This is a genomic window from Rhizobium sp. L9 (genome assembly GCF_002531885.1).
In the GTDB taxonomy this organism is placed as follows: domain Bacteria; phylum Pseudomonadota; class Alphaproteobacteria; order Rhizobiales; family Rhizobiaceae; genus Rhizobium.
The window spans coordinates 52109-69987 of the sequence record NZ_NWSZ01000024.1 but is presented as its reverse complement, the minus strand read 5'-3'; the positions used below and the strand labels follow the sequence as shown (position 1 = coordinate 69987).

The following is a 17879-nucleotide window of genomic DNA, read 5'->3' as shown; positions in this document are numbered from 1 at the left end:
ATGCCGCGGCAGGCTCAGAACATCATAATGGGCGGGATCGCGCTATCGCGGCATTTGCCGAATGCCTGGATGGTCACGCGGGTTCGAGGACGCGTTTCCTGCCGCCCCAGGAGATGAAGTTCGGGTTTGCAAAGTCGAAATCGGCCGCCGCCCCCGTCTTGCCATAGGTCAGCAGCGCCCCGTCGAGCGTCACCGTCGACCCTCCGGCGGCGCGCAGCACCGCGTCGCCGGCCGCAGTGTCCCATTCCATCGTGCGGGTGAAGCGTGGATAAACGTCGGCCTTGCCTTCCGCCAACAGGCAGAATTTCAGCGAAGAGCCGATATTGGTGCATTTGGAGATCGCATGATCGGCGAGGAAGGTTCCTGTCTCCGGGCTGTTGTGACGAAGGCTTGCAAGTGCCAGCCGATCGTCCGGCTGCTCGCGCACGGCAATTGCGGTGCGTGCCCCAATGGTGAAGTCCTTGGTGACATCAAGCCTTTCGGCACGGCCGCGTTCTCCTGAGAAGGCGAGCCCGAGCGCCGGCGCGTAGACGATCCCGGCGAGCGGGGCGCCGTTCTCGATATAGGCGATGTTGACGGTGAATTCCTGCCGTCCGTCGACGAATTCACGGGTGCCGTCGAGCGGGTCGACGAGGAAGAAGCCCCGGCCGCTGATGTCGGGCACGTTGCCAGCGGCAACCGACTCTTCCGCCACGACGGGTATGTCGGGATAATCCCTGGAGAGATGGGCAAGGATAATGCGTTCGGCCTCCTCGTCGGCAACCGTAACCGGACTTGCGTCCGCCTTCATGGCGATGGGAAAGCCTTCGCGCAAAACCGCGATGATGGCCTTACCAGCTTCGAGCGCCGCCTTTTCAAATGTGGTCAGCATTGTCCTTTGCCGTTCGCCGCGCCGCGAGCGCCCGCTGTCGCTCGTCGTCAACCATCCCTGTCGCACCAGATATCGATATGGTGGTTCTCGCCGCGCCCCGCACCCCCGATAACGCAGATAGTTGATGCTACCATAAGTTCATGCAGCTGTCAGGCGAGGATGGCGGCATTTACATGTGAAAAACCATTCGCAAAAACTGCGGGCTCAAGGGTTGAATTTGCGCTTTCTTCCAGCCTTGCGGAATAGCTTACGCGGGAAGCGACGCAGGAAATCGAAGGCGCGCTTGCCGGATGGTTAAGCCGGCAGAGGATTTTGGCTAAAAATGGGTCGGGCTTTGCCGATTTTCTGTGGATTCTGGTTCAAAATGCGCCATTTAGGCCTGTTCGAACAAGAATCTGCTGGAGTAGACCCTTTTTGTCTTCACATTTTCAACGAAACCGGTATGGATGCGGCCTATGAGGTTCCTTGAACGAGGAGCCGAATAACCAAAAAGAGATGCAGCATCTTCGGCTCGCATCCAGGGGAAAACGACATATGGAGTATTTCGTCCAGCAGCTCTTCAATGGGCTGACGCTCGGATCCATCTATGGCCTCGTGGCTATCGGCTATACGATGGTTTATGGCATTATCGGCATGATCAATTTCGCCCATGGCGACATCTTCATGCTCGGTGGTTTCGCCGCTCTTATCGTCTTTCTCGTCCTTACATCCATCTTCGCAGGTCTCCCGGTGGCAATTTTGCTGCTGGCCATGCTTGTCGTTGCGATGCTGATGACGAGCTTGTGGAATTGGACGATCGAGCGTGTTGCCTACCGTCCGCTGCGCGGATCCTTCCGCCTTGCACCGTTGATCACCGCAATCGGCATGTCGATCGTGCTGTCCAACTTCATCCAGGTGACGCAGGGACCGCGCAACAAGCCGATCCCGCCGATGGTGAGCTCGGTTTACCAGTTCGGCAACATCTCGGTGTCGCTGAAGCAGATCATCATCATTCTGATCACGGCGGTGCTGCTGACCGTCTTCTGGTATATCGTCAATCATACCGCGCTTGGCCGCGCCCAGCGCGCCACGGAGCAGGATCGCAAGATGGCGGCGCTGCTCGGGGTCAATGTCGACCAGACGATCTCGATCACTTTCGTCATGGGGGCGGCGCTGGCTGCCGTCGCCGGGACGATGTATCTGATGTATTATGGCGTCGCTTCGTTCGCCGATGGTTTCACGCCGGGTGTGAAGGCATTTACCGCAGCCGTTCTCGGCGGCATCGGCTCGTTGCCGGGCGCCGTTCTCGGCGGGTTGATGATCGGCCTGATCGAATCGCTGTGGTCGGCCTATTTCACCATCGCGTATAAGGATGTGGCGACCTTCGCCATCCTCGCTTTCGTGCTGATCTTCAAGCCGACGGGCATCCTCGGACGGCCGGAAGTCGAGAAGGTATAACGTCATGGCAAACATCGAGAATTCTGCAGGCAAGCCCGATGCCGGACTTGTCCGCAAAGGTCTTATCGAAGCCCTTTTCGCCGCCGTCCTGTCGCTCGGTATGTTTGTTCTTTATGTCGGTCTGAAGACCGACCAGAACATCAATAACGAGCTCATCATCATCCAGCGCTGGGGTCTGCTGGCGATTTTCGTCGCCATCGCGGCGATCGGCCGTTTCGCCATGGTCGTTTTCATCAAGCCGAATATCGACCGCCGCAAATTGCGGAAGGCGCGGGAGGGCGATCTCGACATTTCGACCGAGAAGAGCTTCTTCCATCGGCATTTCCTGAAGATCGCGCTGATTGCGCTGCTGCTCTATCCGATGGTGATCGTGGCGGCAGTCGGCGCTCAGGGCTCATTGAAGTGGGTCGACAATTTCGGCATCCAGATCCTGATCTACGTGATGCTCGCCTGGGGGCTGAACATCGTCGTCGGCCTCGCGGGCCTTCTCGATCTCGGCTATGTCGCCTTCTATGCGGTCGGCGCCTATTCCTATGCCCTTCTGTCGAGCTATTTCGGCCTATCCTTCTGGTTGCTCCTGCCGCTTTCCGGCATCCTGGCCGCGCTCTGGGGCGTCATTCTCGGCTTCCCGGTGCTGCGTCTGCGCGGCGACTATCTCGCCATCGTCACGCTCGCCTTCGGTGAAATCATCCGCCTCGTGCTGATCAACTGGACCGACGTGACCAAGGGAACCTTCGGTATCTCAAGCATTCCAAAGGCGACGCTCTTCGGCATTCCCTTCGATGCGACGGCCGGCGGCTTTGCCAAGCTCTTTCACCTGCCGATGTCTTCCGCCTACTACAAGATTTTCCTCTTTTACCTGATCCTGGCGCTGTGCATGTTGACGGCTTACGTCACCATCCGCCTGCGGCGCATGCCGATCGGGCGTGCCTGGGAAGCGCTGCGTGAAGACGAGATCGCTTGTCGTTCGCTCGGCATCAATACGGTGACGACCAAGCTGACGGCGTTCGCGACCGGAGCCATGTTCGGCGGCTTCGCGGGTTCGTTCTTCGCCGCTCGCCAGGGCTTCGTCTCGCCGGAATCCTTCATCTTCCTGGAATCGGCCGTCGTTCTCGCCATCGTCGTTCTCGGCGGCATGGGCTCGCTGACCGGCATTGCGATCGCCGCGATCGTCATGGTGGGCGGTACCGAAGCGTTGCGCGAAATGGATTTCCTGAAAGCAGTCTTCGGGCCCGACTTCACGCCGGAACTCTACCGCATGCTGCTCTTCGGTCTCGCAATGGTGGTCGTCATGCTGTTCAAACCGCGCGGCTTCGTCGGATCGCGTGAACCAACCGCCTTCCTCAAGACACGCAAGGCCGTATCCGGAAGCTTCACCAAGGAGGGCCACGGTTGATGAGCCCCGTCACCAATACGATGTCGAGCGACACGCTTCTCAAGGTCGAGCACCTGTCGATGAAGTTCGGCGGCCTGATGGCCATCAACGACTTCTCCTTCGAGGCCAAACGCGGCGACATCACCGCGTTGATCGGTCCGAACGGCGCCGGCAAGACCACCGTCTTCAACTGCATCACCGGCTTCTATAAGCCGACGATGGGGATGATCACGCTTAATCAGAGAAGCGGCAAGCAGTACCTGCTGGAGCGTCTCCCGGACTTTCGTATCACCAAGGAAGCCAAGGTGGCGCGCACCTTCCAGAACATCCGGCTGTTTTCCGGCCTGACGGTTCTGGAAAATCTGCTCGTCGCCCAGCACAACAAGCTGATGCAGGCGTCGGGTTATACCATTCTCGGCCTCATCGGCGTCGGCCCTTATCGGCGAGAAGCCGCCGCAGCCGTCGAGTTGGCGCGTCATTGGCTTGAAAAGGCCGATCTGATCGAGCGTGCAGACGATCCGGCAGGCGATCTGCCTTACGGCGCCCAGCGCCGTCTCGAGATCGCACGTGCAATGTGCACGGGCCCGGAATTGCTCTGCCTGGACGAACCGGCCGCAGGCCTCAACCCACGCGAATCCGCTAAGCTCAACGAGCTTCTGCAGGGCATTCGCGCCGATACCGGAACCTCCATTCTCCTTATCGAGCATGACATGTCTGTGGTTATGGAAATCTCCGATCACGTCGTCGTCCTCGAATATGGCCAGAAGATTTCCGACGGCACGCCGGACCATGTGAAGCACGATCCAAAGGTCATTGCGGCCTATCTCGGCGTCGAGGATGAAGAAGTGGAAGAGGTGATCGCAACCGTCGAGCAGCTCGAAGGAGGCGCAAACTGATGGGCGATGCAGTCATGACGGGTCAACCGCTTCTTCAGGTGAATGGCGTCGAAACTTATTACGGCAATATCCGCGCGCTGGCCGGCATCGATGTCGAGGTCAACAAGGGCGAGATCGTCAGTCTGATCGGCGCGAATGGCGCCGGAAAGTCGACACTGATGATGACGATCTGCGGCAGCCCCCAGGCCCGTAAGGGATCGGTCGTCTTCGAGGGTCGCGAGATCACCCGTATGCCGACCCATGAAATCGCACGCCTGCGCATCGCGCAGTCGCCGGAAGGGCGTCGCATCTTCCCGCGCATGACGGTCATGGAAAACCTTCAGATGGGCGCGGGTCTCGACAATCTCAAATATTTTGCTGAGGACGTCGAGAAGATCTTCACGCTCTTCCCGCGCCTCAAGGAACGCCATGCCCAGCGCGGCGGCACGCTTTCGGGCGGCGAGCAGCAGATGCTGTCGATCGGCCGCGCGCTGATGGCGCGTCCGAAGCTCTTGCTGCTCGACGAACCTTCGCTCGGCCTGGCGCCGCTGATCGTTAAGGGGATTTTCGAAGCGATCCGGAAGCTCAACGAGCAGGAAGGCCTCACCGTGTTCCTCGTCGAGCAGAACGCATTCGCGGCACTGAGGCTTTCGCACCGCGCTTATGTGATGGTGAACGGCAAGGTGACGATGAGCGGCTCCGGCAAGGAACTGCTCGCCAATCCGGAAGTCCGCGCCGCCTATCTCGAAGGCGGAAGACACTAGTCGAAGGGAGAGTTTAACATGCAGGGACTTTTCTTCGAAAGTGACGACGGCGTTCGCGTCGTCATTCGCGCCCTCGTGGTTCTGATCGGCTTCTGGACGGCCTGGCGAGCCGGCAAGGCGGTTGCTGACGGCTGGAACAATTATCCGCTGGCCGTCGTGTACACCTTCCTCCTTGCCTGGGCGATGCAGTTTCTACACCACGCCCTGTTCAATGGGCCGATGCTCAGCGCCCTCTACTATGGCATCGACTTCGTGACCTTGCTTGTCTTCTCGACGGCGGGCTTTCGCTTTCGCCGTACCAATCAGATGGTCAACAACTATTACTGGCTGTACGAAAAAACTTCCGCGTTTTCGTGGAAGGACAAACATTGACAGTCCGTTGAAACTAGGCATGAATTGCCTTCAGAGCGGAACAGCTTTCCTGGCGCAGTCTATGGTGGGTAATGCGTCGGGCCTTGGACCGGAACCCGCCCAAAAATTGGGAGTAACAATATGAAGAAGTCTCTTCTGTCGGCAGTGGCTCTGACGGCGATGGTCGCCTTCAGCGGCAACGCTTGGGCCGACGTCCTCATCGCTGTCGCTGGTCCGCTGACCGGCCCGAACGCCGCTTTCGGCGCTCAGCTTCAGAAGGGTGCCGAGCAGGCAGCCGCCGACATCAACGCTGCTGGCGGCATCAATGGCGAGCAGATCAAGATCGAGCTTGGCGACGACGTTTCCGACCCGAAGCAGGGCATTTCGGTCGCCAATAAATTCGTTGCCGACGGCGTCAAGTTCGTCATCGGCCACTTCAACTCGGGCGTTTCAATCCCGGCTTCGGAAGTCTATGCCGAAAACGGCATCCTCGAAATCACCCCGGCCGCTACGAACCCGAAGTTCACGGAACGGGGCCTCTGGAACACGTTCCGCACCTGCGGCCGTGACGACCAGCAGGGCGCCATCGCCGGCAAGTATCTCGCCGACCACTTCAAGGACGCCAAGATCGCCGTCATTCACGACAAGACCCCATACGGTCAGGGCCTTGCAGACGAAACCAAGAAGGCGATGAATGCCGCCGGCCTCACGGAAGTCATGTACGAAGGCATCAACGTCGGCGACAAGGACTTCTCGGCCCTCATCGCCAAGATGAAGGAAGCCGGCGTCTCGATCATCTATTGGGGCGGTCTGCACACCGAAGCCGGTCTCATCATCCGTCAGGCCGCAGACCAGGGCCTGAAGGCAACGCTGGTTTCCGGTGACGGCATCGTTTCGAACGAGCTGGCCTCTATCGCTGGTGACGCTGTCGCCGGTACCCTGAACACCTTCGGCCCCGATCCGACGCTGAACCCGGCGAACAAGGAGCTCGTCGAGAAGTTCAAGGCTGCTGGTTTCAACCCGGAAGCCTATACGCTCTACTCCTACGCTGCGATGCAGGCGATTGCCGGCGCTGCCAAGGCTGCCGGTTCGGTGGACCCTGAAGCCGTTGCCACGGCCATGAAGGAAAAGGGTCCGTTCCCGACGGTGCTCGGCGACATTTCGTTCGACGAAAAGGGCGACCCGAAGATTCCTGGCTACATCATGTACGAATGGAAGAAGGGCGCGGACGGCAAGTACACCTACGTCCCGCAGGAGACCAAGTAAGCTTAGCTTCCTCTCTAGGAATATGATCATTGAAGCCCGGTTCACCGGGCTTCTTTTTTGGCGGCGCTTCATCCACCGGGCGGTCAGCCGGTGAAGCGGCGCTGGCTTGGCCGGATGGAGAAGGTGGTACTGCTGCCGCTTGTCAGCGGTGCGGTGGAGGAGACGTGATCCACGGAACGCCTTCCGCTATCCATCACATCTCATGCAGCACATGCGTCGCCTTCACGGCGGCCGATGCGCGGTTCTCTACCCCGAGTTTCACGTAGATCTGTTCGAGGTGCTTATTCACGGTGCGCGCCGACAAACCCAGTATTTCGCCGATGTCACGGTTGGCCTTGCCCTTGGCGATCCAGAGCAGCACTTCGGATTCTCGTTGGGTGAGCGAAAAACGTTGGCGCAGCATCTCGTCGTCGCTACGGTGGCTGGCGGCGGTGAGGCGGAAGAGATATTCATCCGGGCCGATCGCGCCAAGGAAGGCAAGCTGCAGCGCTGCCTGGCCGGCATGGGTGATTGAGATGATGCCGTCTCGTCCCGCGCCTGCGCGGTCGCGCATCCAGCCGGCAATATGACGGACGACGATCTCAATGCCGTCGTCACTGCCCATGGCGGCATTGACGAGCCGCGTTGCCTGCGGCGTCGACCAGTGGATCGCACCATCGCCCTTGACCGCCAGCAGGTGACGGCCGGCAGCGTCCAGCGCAACGCGGGCGCTCTGGGCCGAGCGGGCATTGCGCAGATGGACGCGGATGCGGGCGCGCAGTTCGTCGATGTTGATCGGTTTGGTGAGGTAATCGACGCCGCCGGATTCCAACGCGTGCACGACATGCTCGGTCTCCGTCAGGCCGGTCATGAAAATCACCGGCACCTGGCCGACTGCGGCATTTGCCTTCAGCCTGCGGCAGGTCTCAAAGCCATCCATCACAGGCATCACAGCGTCGAGCAGGATCAGATCAGGCGTGATGCGCTCGACGATGCCAAGCGCTGCCGTGCCCGAGGTGGCGATGAGAACGGAGAAGCCGGACTGTTCGAGCGCATCCGTCAGGAAACCGAGTGCCTCCGGCGAGTCGTCGACCAGCAAAACGATGTCGCGGGGGAGGGCCGGCTCAGCCAATGGATTCCACCTTTTCGTCGAAGTCGTGCAGGAAGGACATGAAGCCGGCCAGATCGAAGGCGGCCACATAGGGTCGAAGAGCCTCCGTGAATGGCCGATTTGCCTCCACCTTGGCAAGGTCCGAAAGCTTGGCTTCGATGCCCTTGATGTAACCGATCTCGCCGAGCCGTAGCAATTCCTGCACATGGGCTGCACCCGGGCCTAGCAGCTGCGCCTCGATCTTTGCAGGAGCGGCGGGCGCATCATCGGCATAGACCCAATTCAGGCCGAGATGCAGGGCAAGCTTGTCACGCAGTTGGCGAATGTCGATCGGTTTGCCGATAGCGTCATTGTGGCTGTCGTCGCTGTCGCTCAGAACCGTCGCATCGCCAATATTGGCCGAAAGCATCAGCATCGGTGCCGTCTGGCCGGCCTCACGCAGACGCGAGACGAGCTGCCAGCCGCTCATGCCGGGCATCAGTATATCCACGAGGAACAGATCGGGCTGGATGCCGTCGATCAGTGTCAGGCACTCGGCGCCGCCTGCCGCCGTCAGCACGATGAAATCGAGCGGCGCCAGGATTTCACGCATCATCTCGCGGTGATCCTCATTATCGTCGACGACGACGATGGTGCGGCGCGGACCGTCGTAACCGACGATGCGTTTTTCCTGCGGCGGCGCGGCGGCGCGCATGACGGCGGACAGCATGAGCCGCACACGGAATGTCGAACCTTCGTCTTTGACGCTCGATACCGCAATCTCGCCGCCGAGCGTGTTGGTCAGAAGCCGGGTGATGGTGAGGCCGAGGCCGAGGCCAGGCATCGGCCGCACGCTGTCTGCCTCGCCCCGCTGGAAAGGTTCGTAGATGCGTGTCAGGTCTTTTTCGGCAATGCCGCGGCCGGTATCGGTGACGGTGAAGGTCGCGACCTGGCTGCGATAGGCGACATCGAAGGCGACGCTGCCTTCGTCGGTGAACTTGATGGCATTGGAGAGCAGGTTGACGAGGATCTGGCGCAGGCGCTTTTCGTCGGTGCGGACGAATTGCGGCAAAACAGGCGAACGGTCATGTAGAAAGACAAGCCCCTTGGCCTGCGCCTGCGGGCGGAACAGCTCGACGATCTGGTCGAGGAAGTCATGGATATTGATCTCGTTGGAATAGACCTGCAGGCGGCCGGCCTCGATCTTCGAAATATCGAGCAGGCCGTCGATCAGCCCCGAGAGATGTTCGGCGCTGCGGCGGATGACCTTGATCGAGGATTGGCGCGGCGCCGGGATCGTTTCGTCGCGTTCGAGGATCTGGGCATAGCCGAGCACGGCGTTCAAAGGTGTGCGCAGCTCGTGGCTGAGGCCGACGACATAGCGGCTCTTGGCGCGGTTGGCGGCCTCGGCCGTCTCCTTGGCGTTCTGAAGGGCCGCATCGGTTTTCTTGTGGGCGGCGATTTCTTTGAGCAGCAGCGTGTTCTGGCGCGAGGATTCCTCCTCGGCGACGACGCGACTATCATGGGCGAGCACATAGAACCAGCAGACGACGCCTGATATCACCGAGAAGACGAAGAAGACGATCAGAATAGTGCGATTGACCACCTCTGCCGTCTCCGGCGAGGCGGAGGCGACCTGATGGGCGATCATCGCCAGGATCGCGCCGATGGCGGTCAGCGCCAGCGCCACGGCGATGCCGTAGCGGCCAAGGCGTGTCGTCAGCTTGCCCAGAACGCTCTCCGGCAGCAGCGTCCTCGCGACCGTTCCGACCTGGGCGTTGAAACGCGCGGCCGGCTTGCACATGTCGTGGCAGCGGCTGTCGAGCGAACAGCAGAGCGAGCAGATCGGGGCTGCATAGGCCGGGCACCAGGCCATATCCTCCGGCTCGAAAGGATGCTCGCAGACAGAGCAGGTGATGCTGGTCAGATTCTTCCAGCTCTGGCGCGGCTTGCGGGCGAGATAGAACTTGCCCCTGGTCGCCCAGGCAATGGCAGGCGAGGCAGCCAGCGCGATGACGAGGGTGATATAGGGAGCAAGCGACGCGGCCATCTCGCCGAAAGCGCCGAAGTGGGCGATCAGCGATATCGTCGCCGACAGCGTCATGGCGCCGAGGCCGACCGGGTTGATGTCGTAGAGATGGGCGCGCTTGAACTCGATGCCGGCAGGCGCGAGCCCCAGCGGCTTGTTGATGAAGAGATCGGCGGAGATCGTGCAGAGCCAGGCCATCGCGATGATCGAGAAGATGCCGAGCGTCTCCTCCAGCAGCCGGTAGATGCCGAGTTCCATCAACAGCAGAGCGATCGCAACATTGAAGACAAGCCAAATAACGCGGCCGGGATGGCTGTGGGTCAGCCGGGAGAAGAAATTCGACCAGGCGAGCGAGCCGGCATAGGCGTTCATCACGTTGATCTTGAGCTGCGAGACGACAACGAAGGCGGCCATAAGCAGCAGCGCGGCATTGTGCCAGGGAACCATGTAGCCGAAGGCGGTGAGGTACATCTGCGCGGGATCGGCGGCGCGGTCGAGGGGAACGCCGGAAGTGAAGGTGAGCACGACCAGGAAGGAGCCGGCAAGCAGCTTCGGCGCGCCGATGATAACCCAGCCGGGTCCGGCAAGGAAGACGGCTAGGCGATGGCGCCATTTGCGCTGCAGCGCCGGCGGCAGGAAGCGGAGGAAATCGGCCTGCTCGCCGATCTGCGACATCAGGGCCAGAATGACGGCGGAGGCGGCGCCGAACTCCATCAGATCGAAGTCGGCGATGGTACCGGGCGGGCCGGAAGCGTGGCGGATGCCTGAAAAGGCGCGCCAGAGATCGAATTTCTCCCAGTCCATGAAGGCGATGAAGATGAAGGGCAGGATGTTCAGCACGATCCAGAAGGGCTGGGTGATCAGCTGGAACTTGCTGATCAGCCGCACGCCGTGCGTCACTAGCGGGATCACCATGACGGCGCTGATGATGTAGCCGATCCAGAGCGGAATGCCGAGGGTGAGCTCCAGGGCCCCGGACATGATCGAGGCCTCTATCGCAAACAGCATGAAGGTGAAGCTCGCATAGATCAGCGAGGTGATGGTCGAGCCGATGTAGCCGAAGCCGGCGCCGCGCGTCAGAAGATCGATGTCGACGCCGTGGCGGATGGCGTAGCGGCTGATCGGCAGGCCGATTGCCAGCATGACGATCGAGGCGACGATGATGGCGTAGAAGGCGTTGGTGGTGCCGTAGGAGAGGGTGATCGCCCCGCCGATCGCTTCGAGCGCCAGGAACGAGATCGCGCCGATTGCCGTCTGCGAGATGCGCTCAGACGAAAAATGGCGGGCGCTCTTTGCGGTGAAGCGCAGCGCATAGTCTTCAAGCGTCTGGTTGGCGACCCAGCGATTATATTCGCGTCTCACCGGAATGATGCGTTGGCGCGCTGTCATGCCCTCTTTCCGGCACTCTCGTTGGGCTCATCGTTTCCACGGCAGTTTTGGCGGGATGGACGGGAAAGGCAAGGGGTGAGCACTGGCGGATTTGCAGAACAGTCATATTTTTGAAACGGCTCTGTCACATATCCGCTCTAACCCTGCCGCCACTCGTTAAACCATTTCGGGTATACTCATGTCTGTTTCAAAACTTTGCCGCCTGAGCACCGCTCTCGTCAGCCTTCTTTCGGTCGTGCCCTCGCTTGCCGCCGCAGAGCAAGCCACAAGTGCGAAAGCGCCCTATGCCGAGACCGGAAACACCAACAAGCGCGGTGACGCTTGCTTCTCGACGGCCGACACCAACGCCGCCGTCCATCTTCTCTCCGGCTTCCTCGAAGTCTGGACCCCGCGCACGCCCTTCGTCGATGCCGGTGTGGAAGCCGCAGCCAAGGACAATTGCCCTGCAGTCGCCAAGACAGATTGGGACGGCATTCCCTTCAGCAAGACCGACGGCCAGATCGTCAACAGGCCAGTCCATGATGCTAATATCGGCTATGTCGTGAAGGCGACGCAGGCGCGAACGGCCGAGCAGGCGGTGGCCGCCTATCTTGACGATCGGCGCGGCAAGAATGCCAGCATCGTCGATGGTCTTGGTCCGCTGACGGATGCCTGGAAGGCCGGTTCCAAGCAGATCACCACGATCACTGAGGTGGCGGCCGACGCGACGACGGTCAAATATGACGACAAGGGCAACAATCGCGGCGCCGGCAGCAAAGCGGATACGGAAAACAAGACCGACGCCAACCCGGACATGGGCCTCGCCATCGACTTCATCAATGCCGCAAGCGGCGATGGCTCGACGGAGCCCGCCAAGCGCTATTTCAAATATGCCCGTCCCTATCGCTGGAGCCCGGACGTCTCGGTCGTCCCGACGCTCGAGCCCGCCAAAAGCAGCAAGCCGGTCGAGGACGGTGGCTTCCCCAGCGGACATACGGCGGAAGCCTGGCGGGATGCGCTCGCCATGGCCTATTTGGTGCCGCAGCGATTCCAGGAAATGATCGCCCGCGCCAGCGAAATGGGTGAAGACCGCATCCTTGCAGGCATGCACTCTCCGCTCGACGTGATGGGCGGCCGCATGCTCGGCACCGCCACTGTCGTCTATAACCTGAACAAGTCCGACAATTCAGCGCTGAAGAGCGCTGCCTACGCCCAGGCGCAGTCATGGCTGATCGCCAAGTCGGGTGTTGCGGATGCGGGCGCGCTCGAAGTCGCCGCCCATGCGGCGCCGCTTTCGGCGGACCGTTTCGCCGATCACGAAGCCAATCGTGCCTATGTGCTGCAGCGCCTGAGCTATGGGCTGCCGACGATCCATGCGACGGATCAGCCGGCCCGCGTGCCGGAGGGCGCCGAAGCGCTTCTGGAAACCCGTCTGCCCTATCTTGATGGTGAACAGCGCCGCGAGGTGCTTGGTACAACGGAAATCGCCTCGGGCTATCCGCTGCTCGACGACACGGAAGGCTACGGCCGCCTCAACCTGTTTGCCGGCGCCGACGGTTACGGCGCCTTCGAACACGACGTGACCGTGACGATGGATGCGGCAAAGGGCGGCTTCAATGCGATCGATACCTGGCGCAACGACATCGGCGGCAAGGGCAGACTGGTGAAGCGCGGCAGCGGCATTCTCGGTCTTTCCGGCGCCAACAGCTATGCCGGCGGCACCGTGCTGGAAGAGGGCGTGCTGGTTGCCGGCTCTCCCTCGGCCCTCGGCGCCGGCGGGTTGATGGTCAATGGCGGTTCGCTCATTGTGGCCGCCGACAGGCCCTTAGCCGTGGGCGGCGACTATCAGCAGCTCGCCAGTGCGACGGCGAAGCCGACGCTCGGCGCGAATGGCGCCGGCACGCTGGTCGTTGCAGGCAAGGCGACGCTTGCCGGCGATCTTGACGTGGCGCTCGCCCATGGCTTTGCGCCGGCGCCGGGAACGAAGATCGAAATCCTGAAGGCTGCCGCCATTACCGGCACCTTCGGCAAGTTCACCATCTCCGGCCACAGGGCGACCCTGTCTTACGGCCCGAGCTCGGTCACCTTGACGATCGACGGCTAATATCGAACCGACCGGGCACCCCTGCGGCGGGGATGCCCTCCTCGTCATGACTGCGCATTCGACCCCCGCGCCTACGTCATTTTGCGTATGTGTTTTTGCGCTGCAGCACCCGATAGTCCTCTCGGCAACAGTTAACTCCGTTTCCGGCCTGTTGCGGAACAAGAGAGGGGATCAACCATATGAATCTCAAATCCACGATTACGGGTGCCGCGCTCGGCGCCATCATGACAGCGTCGGCTGCCTTCAGCAGCGCGATTGCCGCCGACGATACGATCAAGGTCGGCGTGCTGCATTCGCTCTCGGGCACGATGGCAATTTCCGAAACCACGCTGAAAGACGCCATGCTGATGCTCATCGACGAGCAGAACAAGAAGGGCGGCCTTCTCGGCAAGAAGCTCGAAGCTGTCGTCGTCGATCCGGCGTCCGATTGGCCGCTCTTTGCCGAAAAGGCGCGTGAGCTGATCGAAAAGGACAAGGTCGCCGCGGTCTTCGGCTGCTGGACGTCGTCCTCGCGCAAGTCCGTCCTGCCGGTTTTCGAAGAGCTGAACTCGCTGCTCTTCTACCCTGTGCAGTATGAAGGCGAGGAATCCTCGCGCAACATCTTCTATACCGGTGCGGCTCCGAACCAGCAGGCGATCCCGGCTGTCGACTATCTGATGAAGACCGAAGGCGTGAAGCGCTTCGTGCTCGAAGGCACCGACTATGTCTATCCGCGCACGACCAACAAGATCCTGGCAGCCTATCTCGAATCCAAGGGCATTCCGAAGGAAGACATTCTCGTCAACTACACGCCGTTCGGCTTCTCCGACTGGCAGACCGAGGTCGCCAAGATCAAGGAATTCGGCTCGGCCGGCAAGAAGACCGCCGTGGTCTCCACGATCAATGGCGATGCCAACGTGCCGTTCTACAAGGAGCTCGGCAACCAGGGCATCAAGGCGACCGACATTCCGGTTGTCGCCTTCTCGGTCGGCGAAGAAGAGCTTGCTGGCCTCGACACCAAGCCGCTCGTCGGCCATCTCGCTGCCTGGAACTACTTCGAGTCGGTGGAAAGCCCCGCCAACAAGAAGTTCATCAAGGAATGGCACGCCTTCACAAAGAACGACAAGCGTGTGACGAACGATCCGATGGAGGCCGCCTATATCGGCTTCAACGCCTGGGTGAAGGCCGTCGAGGCCGCCGGCACCACCAATACCGATGCCGTTCTCGATAACATCATCGGCGTGACCGTTCCGAACCTCTCCGGCGGCTATGCCACCGTCATGCCCAACCACCACATCACCAAGCCGGTGCTGATTGGTGAAATCCAGGCCAACGGCCAGTTCGAAATCGTCCAGCAAACGCCCGCTGTCGTCGGCGACGAATGGTCGGACTATCTGCCGGACTCCAAGGACCTGATCTCTGATTGGCGCAAGCCGTTGAACTGCGGCAACTTCAACGTTGCCACCGGCAAGTGCGGCGGCAAGGGCTCCTGAGGAGACCCATCCGCTGATAGCCTGAAGACTTCCGTCCGGAGCCGATCCGGGCGGATGCTCCATCTTTACCGCTGCGCCGCAAGGCCGACGACACTCAAGGCGAGAGAGCCGATGTTTCGCGCCATCCAGATTCTCCTTCTGACATTTTGTCTGATGCTTTCGGGCCTGACGCTTTCTGGGACCGGCCTTCGCGCCGAGGACGACGTGCACGCTCTCGTCGATGCGCTCGGCGTCGGCGGCTTTCCCGAGCGCGACGCGGCCATCCGGGCGCTTGCCGCTTCCGGGGATACGCATGTCAGCCAGATCCTGCAGCAGCTGAGCGACGGCCAACTCTACGTCAATTCGGAAGGCGGCCCCGTCCTCGTGCAAGGCGGCACGGAGGACGAGCCTACCTATTCCGATCCGATCACCGGCGAGGCGGTTGGCGATGTCGACCCCGACTTGATGTCGAAGGTCAAGATCAACAATGCACTGCGCACCACGATCACGACGATGATGAGCCAGCTGACGCTTCTGAGCCCGGATCGCTCGGCGCGGCTCGCTGCGGCCGAGGGCATGCTTAGGGATGCCGATCCTGCCAATCTCGAACTCCTGAATTCGGCTCTTTCAGCCGAGAAGGATGGCGAGATCAAAAACACGATGGAAGCGGCGCGGGCCGTGATGGTGCTGAAGAGCGATGCCGGTCTCGAGGAGAAGCGGGCTGCCATCGATATGATCGCCGCCCGCGGCGGCCGCGATGCGCTGACGATCCTGACGACGGCGATCGCGAATGCGCCCGACGATCTGAAGCCCGCGATCCAGACGGAGATCAATTCGATCAACCGTGACCTGGCGCTCTGGGACGTCGTCCAGAACGTCTGGTACGGCCTGTCGCTCGGCTCGGTGCTGCTCTTGGCCGCTATCGGCCTTGCCATCACCTTCGGCGTCATGGGCGTCATCAACATGGCGCATGGCGAGATGGTGATGATCGGCGCCTATACGACCTATGTCGTGCAGGAAACGATTGCCTGGGCCTTCCCCTCGCTTGCCGATTATTCAATGGCCTTCGCGGTGCCGGCTGCCTTCCTCTTCACCGGTCTGGTCGGTCTCGTCATCGAACGTTCGGTGATCCGCTATCTCTACGGCCGCCCGCTGGAGACCCTGCTTGCCACCTGGGGCGTGTCGCTGATCTTGCAGCAGGCGATCCGCAGCTATTTCGGCCCGACCAACCGCGAGGTCCGCAATCCGAGCTGGATGTCCGGTGCCTTCGATTTCGGCGGGCTGGTCATCACCTGGAACCGGCTCTGGATCATCGCCTTCTCTGTGGTGGTATTCCTGACGCTCCTGATGCTGCTCAAGCGCTCCGCCTTCGGGCTGCAGATGCGGGCGGTGACACAGAACCGGCGCATGGCTTCCTCCATGGGCATCCGCACCGGCTGGGTCGACGCCTTCACCTTCGCGCTCGGCTCCGGCATCGCCGGCATGGCCGGTGTGGCGCTCTCGCAGATCGATAACGTCTCGCCGAACCTCGGCCAGAACTACATCATCGACAGCTTCATGGTCGTCGTATTCGGCGGGGTCGGCAATCTCTGGGGCACGCTGGTCGGCGCCCTGTCGCTCGGCGTCGTCAACAAGTTCCTTGAGCCCTTCGCCGGCGCCGTGCTCGGTAAAATCCTGGTGCTCGTCCTCATCATTCTGTTCATCCAGAAGCGTCCGCGCGGGCTCTTCGCACTCAAAGGAAGGGCGGTGGAAGCATGATAACGGCCTTCCTTCTCCGATCGCTCGATCGCAGGATCTCAATCGCCGTCGCCCTGCTGCTGGCGGTCGCCATTCTCGTGCCGGTGCTGAACCTCGCCACCGGGCCAACCCATCCGCTTCACGTCCCGACCTACATCATGGCGCTGTTTGGCAAGTATCTGACCTATGCGCTGCTGGCGCTGGCGCTCGATCTCGTCTGGGGCTTCTGCGGCATCCTTTCGCTCGGCCACGGCGCCTTCTTCGCGCTCGGCGGTTATGCAATGGGCATGTATCTGATGCGCCAGATCGGCTCGCGCGGCGTCTACGGCGATCCGATCCTTCCCGACTTCATGGTGTTCCTGAACTGGAAGGAGCTGCCCTGGTTCTGGTACGGCTTCGACCAGTTCTGGTTCGCGGCGCTGATGGTGCTCCTCGTGCCTGGTTTGCTCGCCTTCGTCTTCGGCTGGTTCGCCTTCCGCTCGCGCGTCAACGGCGTCTACCTCTCGATCATCACCCAGGCGATGACTTATGCGCTGCTGCTTGCCTTCTTCCGCAACGACATGGGTTTCGGCGGCAATAACGGCATGACCGATTTCAAGGACATCCTCGGTTTCAACATCCAGGCGGACGGCACGCGCGCCAGCCTCTTTGCCGCAACCGCAATCTTCCTAGCACTGTCGCTCACGATTGCCTCGGCGATCGTCCGCTCGAAGTTCGGCAAGGTGCTCGTCGGCGTACGCGACGCCGAAAGCCGCACACGCTTCCTCGGCTACCGCGTCGAGCATTTCAAGCTCTTCACCTTCGTCGTCTCGGCGATGATGGCGGGCATTGCCGGCGCGCTCTACGTGCCGCAGGTCGGCATCATCAATCCCGGCGAATTCGCGCCCGCAAACTCCATCGAAGTCGTCATCTGGACGGCGGTCGGCGGGCGGGGAACGCTGATCGGGCCGATCATCGGGGCGATCCTCGTCAATGGCGGTAAGACGATTTTCACCGGTCTCTTCCCCGAGTTCTGGCTGTTTGCGCTCGGCGGTCTCTTCGTCGCCGTTACGCTGTTCCTGCCGAAGGGCGTCGTCGGCACCATCGCGCACCAACTCGGCAAACGGAAGGCCGTCACCGACGCTGTACCCCCGGCGGCAGAGGAAGATGACATCGAAGCGAAAATCCAGGCAGCGGAGTGAG

At 61.2% G+C, this 17879-nt stretch carries 13 protein-coding genes; 10 read left to right on the top strand and 3 right to left on the bottom strand.

Going from position 1 to position 17879, the window contains the following annotated elements; genetic code table 11:
* Nucleotides 1–73: 73 nt before the first annotated feature.
* A complete protein-coding gene (cysQ, locus tag CO660_RS23165) occupies nucleotides 74–871 on the bottom strand; it encodes a 3'(2'),5'-bisphosphate nucleotidase CysQ (RefSeq protein ID WP_097600674.1) in 798 nt (265 codons plus the stop codon).
* 534 nt (nucleotides 872–1405) lie between these two features.
* Between cysQ and CO660_RS23155 the strand changes: the two genes are divergently transcribed.
* From CO660_RS23155 to CO660_RS23130, 6 genes are all read left to right on the top strand, one after another.
* Nucleotides 1406–2308, top strand: a complete 903-nt coding sequence (locus tag CO660_RS23155; protein WP_064811172.1) for a branched-chain amino acid ABC transporter permease LivH — start codon at nucleotides 1406–1408, stop codon at nucleotides 2306–2308.
* 4 nt (nucleotides 2309–2312) lie between these two features.
* Nucleotides 2313–3704, top strand: coding sequence for a high-affinity branched-chain amino acid ABC transporter permease LivM (gene livM / locus CO660_RS23150; protein WP_085779193.1), 1392 nt, complete (start codon nucleotides 2313–2315; stop codon nucleotides 3702–3704).
* Complete coding sequence (locus CO660_RS23145; RefSeq protein ID WP_097600673.1) at nucleotides 3704–4579, top strand: ABC transporter ATP-binding protein; 876 nt, start codon at nucleotides 3704–3706, stop codon at nucleotides 4577–4579. Before livM ends, CO660_RS23145 begins: the two co-directional genes overlap by 1 nt.
* Nucleotides 4579–5322 carry an ABC transporter ATP-binding protein gene (locus tag CO660_RS23140; RefSeq protein ID WP_176536353.1) on the top strand — a complete coding sequence of 248 codons (744 nt, stop codon included), beginning with the start codon at nucleotides 4579–4581 and terminating at the stop codon, nucleotides 5320–5322. Before CO660_RS23145 ends, CO660_RS23140 begins: the two co-directional genes overlap by 1 nt.
* Before the next feature lie 18 nt (nucleotides 5323–5340).
* Nucleotides 5341–5694, top strand: coding sequence for a DUF6867 family protein (locus tag CO660_RS23135; protein ID WP_085779192.1), 354 nt, complete (start codon nucleotides 5341–5343; stop codon nucleotides 5692–5694).
* 120 nt (nucleotides 5695–5814) lie between these two features.
* Complete coding sequence (locus tag CO660_RS23130; RefSeq protein ID WP_085779191.1) at nucleotides 5815–6939, top strand: branched-chain amino acid ABC transporter substrate-binding protein; 1125 nt, start codon at nucleotides 5815–5817, stop codon at nucleotides 6937–6939.
* Between the two features lie 193 nt (nucleotides 6940–7132).
* Here CO660_RS23130 and CO660_RS23125 read toward each other — a convergent pair whose 3' ends face one another.
* Both CO660_RS23125 and CO660_RS23120 read right to left on the bottom strand, forming a co-directional pair.
* Nucleotides 7133–8050, bottom strand: a complete 918-nt coding sequence (locus CO660_RS23125) for a response regulator transcription factor (protein ID WP_097600672.1) — start codon at nucleotides 8048–8050, stop codon at nucleotides 7133–7135.
* Nucleotides 8043–11426 (bottom strand): ATP-binding protein, encoded by a 3384-nt coding sequence (locus CO660_RS23120; protein WP_097600671.1) that lies wholly within the window; start codon nucleotides 11424–11426, stop codon nucleotides 8043–8045. Before CO660_RS23120 ends, CO660_RS23125 begins: the two co-directional genes overlap by 8 nt.
* Before the next feature lie 178 nt (nucleotides 11427–11604).
* Here CO660_RS23120 and CO660_RS23115 point away from each other — a divergent pair, with 178 nt between their 5' ends.
* From CO660_RS23115 to urtC, 4 genes are all read left to right on the top strand, one after another.
* Complete coding sequence (locus CO660_RS23115) at nucleotides 11605–13509, top strand: phosphatase PAP2 family protein (protein ID WP_097600670.1); 1905 nt, start codon at nucleotides 11605–11607, stop codon at nucleotides 13507–13509.
* Nucleotides 13510–13688: 179 nt separating this feature from the next.
* Nucleotides 13689–14981: an urea ABC transporter substrate-binding protein gene (gene urtA / locus CO660_RS23110; RefSeq protein WP_097600669.1), complete on the top strand. Its 1293-nt coding sequence runs from the start codon at nucleotides 13689–13691 to the stop codon at nucleotides 14979–14981.
* 111 nt (nucleotides 14982–15092) lie between these two features.
* The gene (urtB, locus tag CO660_RS23105; protein WP_097600744.1) at nucleotides 15093–16718 is read left to right on the top strand and encodes an urea ABC transporter permease subunit UrtB; all 1626 of its coding nucleotides are present in this window, start codon (nucleotides 15093–15095) and stop codon (nucleotides 16716–16718) included.
* Nucleotides 16715–17878 (top strand): urea ABC transporter permease subunit UrtC, encoded by a 1164-nt coding sequence (gene urtC, locus CO660_RS23100; RefSeq protein ID WP_097600668.1) that lies wholly within the window; start codon nucleotides 16715–16717, stop codon nucleotides 17876–17878. Before urtB ends, urtC begins: the two co-directional genes overlap by 4 nt.
* The last annotated feature ends 1 nt before the right edge of the window (nucleotide 17879 follow it).

Coding starts and splice junctions, on each gene's coding strand:
- cysQ (WP_097600674.1), bottom strand. CDS start 871: ATGCTGACCACATTTGAAAAGGCGGCGCTCGAAGCTGGTAAGGCCATC.
- CO660_RS23155 (WP_064811172.1), top strand. CDS start 1,406: ATGGAGTATTTCGTCCAGCAGCTCTTCAATGGGCTGACGCTCGGATCC.
- livM (WP_085779193.1), top strand. CDS start 2,313: ATGGCAAACATCGAGAATTCTGCAGGCAAGCCCGATGCCGGACTTGTC.
- CO660_RS23145 (WP_097600673.1), top strand. CDS start 3,704: ATGAGCCCCGTCACCAATACGATGTCGAGCGACACGCTTCTCAAGGTC.
- CO660_RS23140 (WP_176536353.1), top strand. CDS start 4,579: ATGGGCGATGCAGTCATGACGGGTCAACCGCTTCTTCAGGTGAATGGC.
- CO660_RS23135 (WP_085779192.1), top strand. CDS start 5,341: ATGCAGGGACTTTTCTTCGAAAGTGACGACGGCGTTCGCGTCGTCATT.
- CO660_RS23130 (WP_085779191.1), top strand. CDS start 5,815: ATGAAGAAGTCTCTTCTGTCGGCAGTGGCTCTGACGGCGATGGTCGCC.
- CO660_RS23120 (WP_097600671.1), bottom strand. CDS start 11,426: ATGACAGCGCGCCAACGCATCATTCCGGTGAGACGCGAATATAATCGC.
- CO660_RS23115 (WP_097600670.1), top strand. CDS start 11,605: ATGTCTGTTTCAAAACTTTGCCGCCTGAGCACCGCTCTCGTCAGCCTT.
- urtA (WP_097600669.1), top strand. CDS start 13,689: ATGAATCTCAAATCCACGATTACGGGTGCCGCGCTCGGCGCCATCATG.
- urtB (WP_097600744.1), top strand. CDS start 15,093: ATGTTTCGCGCCATCCAGATTCTCCTTCTGACATTTTGTCTGATGCTT.
- urtC (WP_097600668.1), top strand. CDS start 16,715: ATGATAACGGCCTTCCTTCTCCGATCGCTCGATCGCAGGATCTCAATC.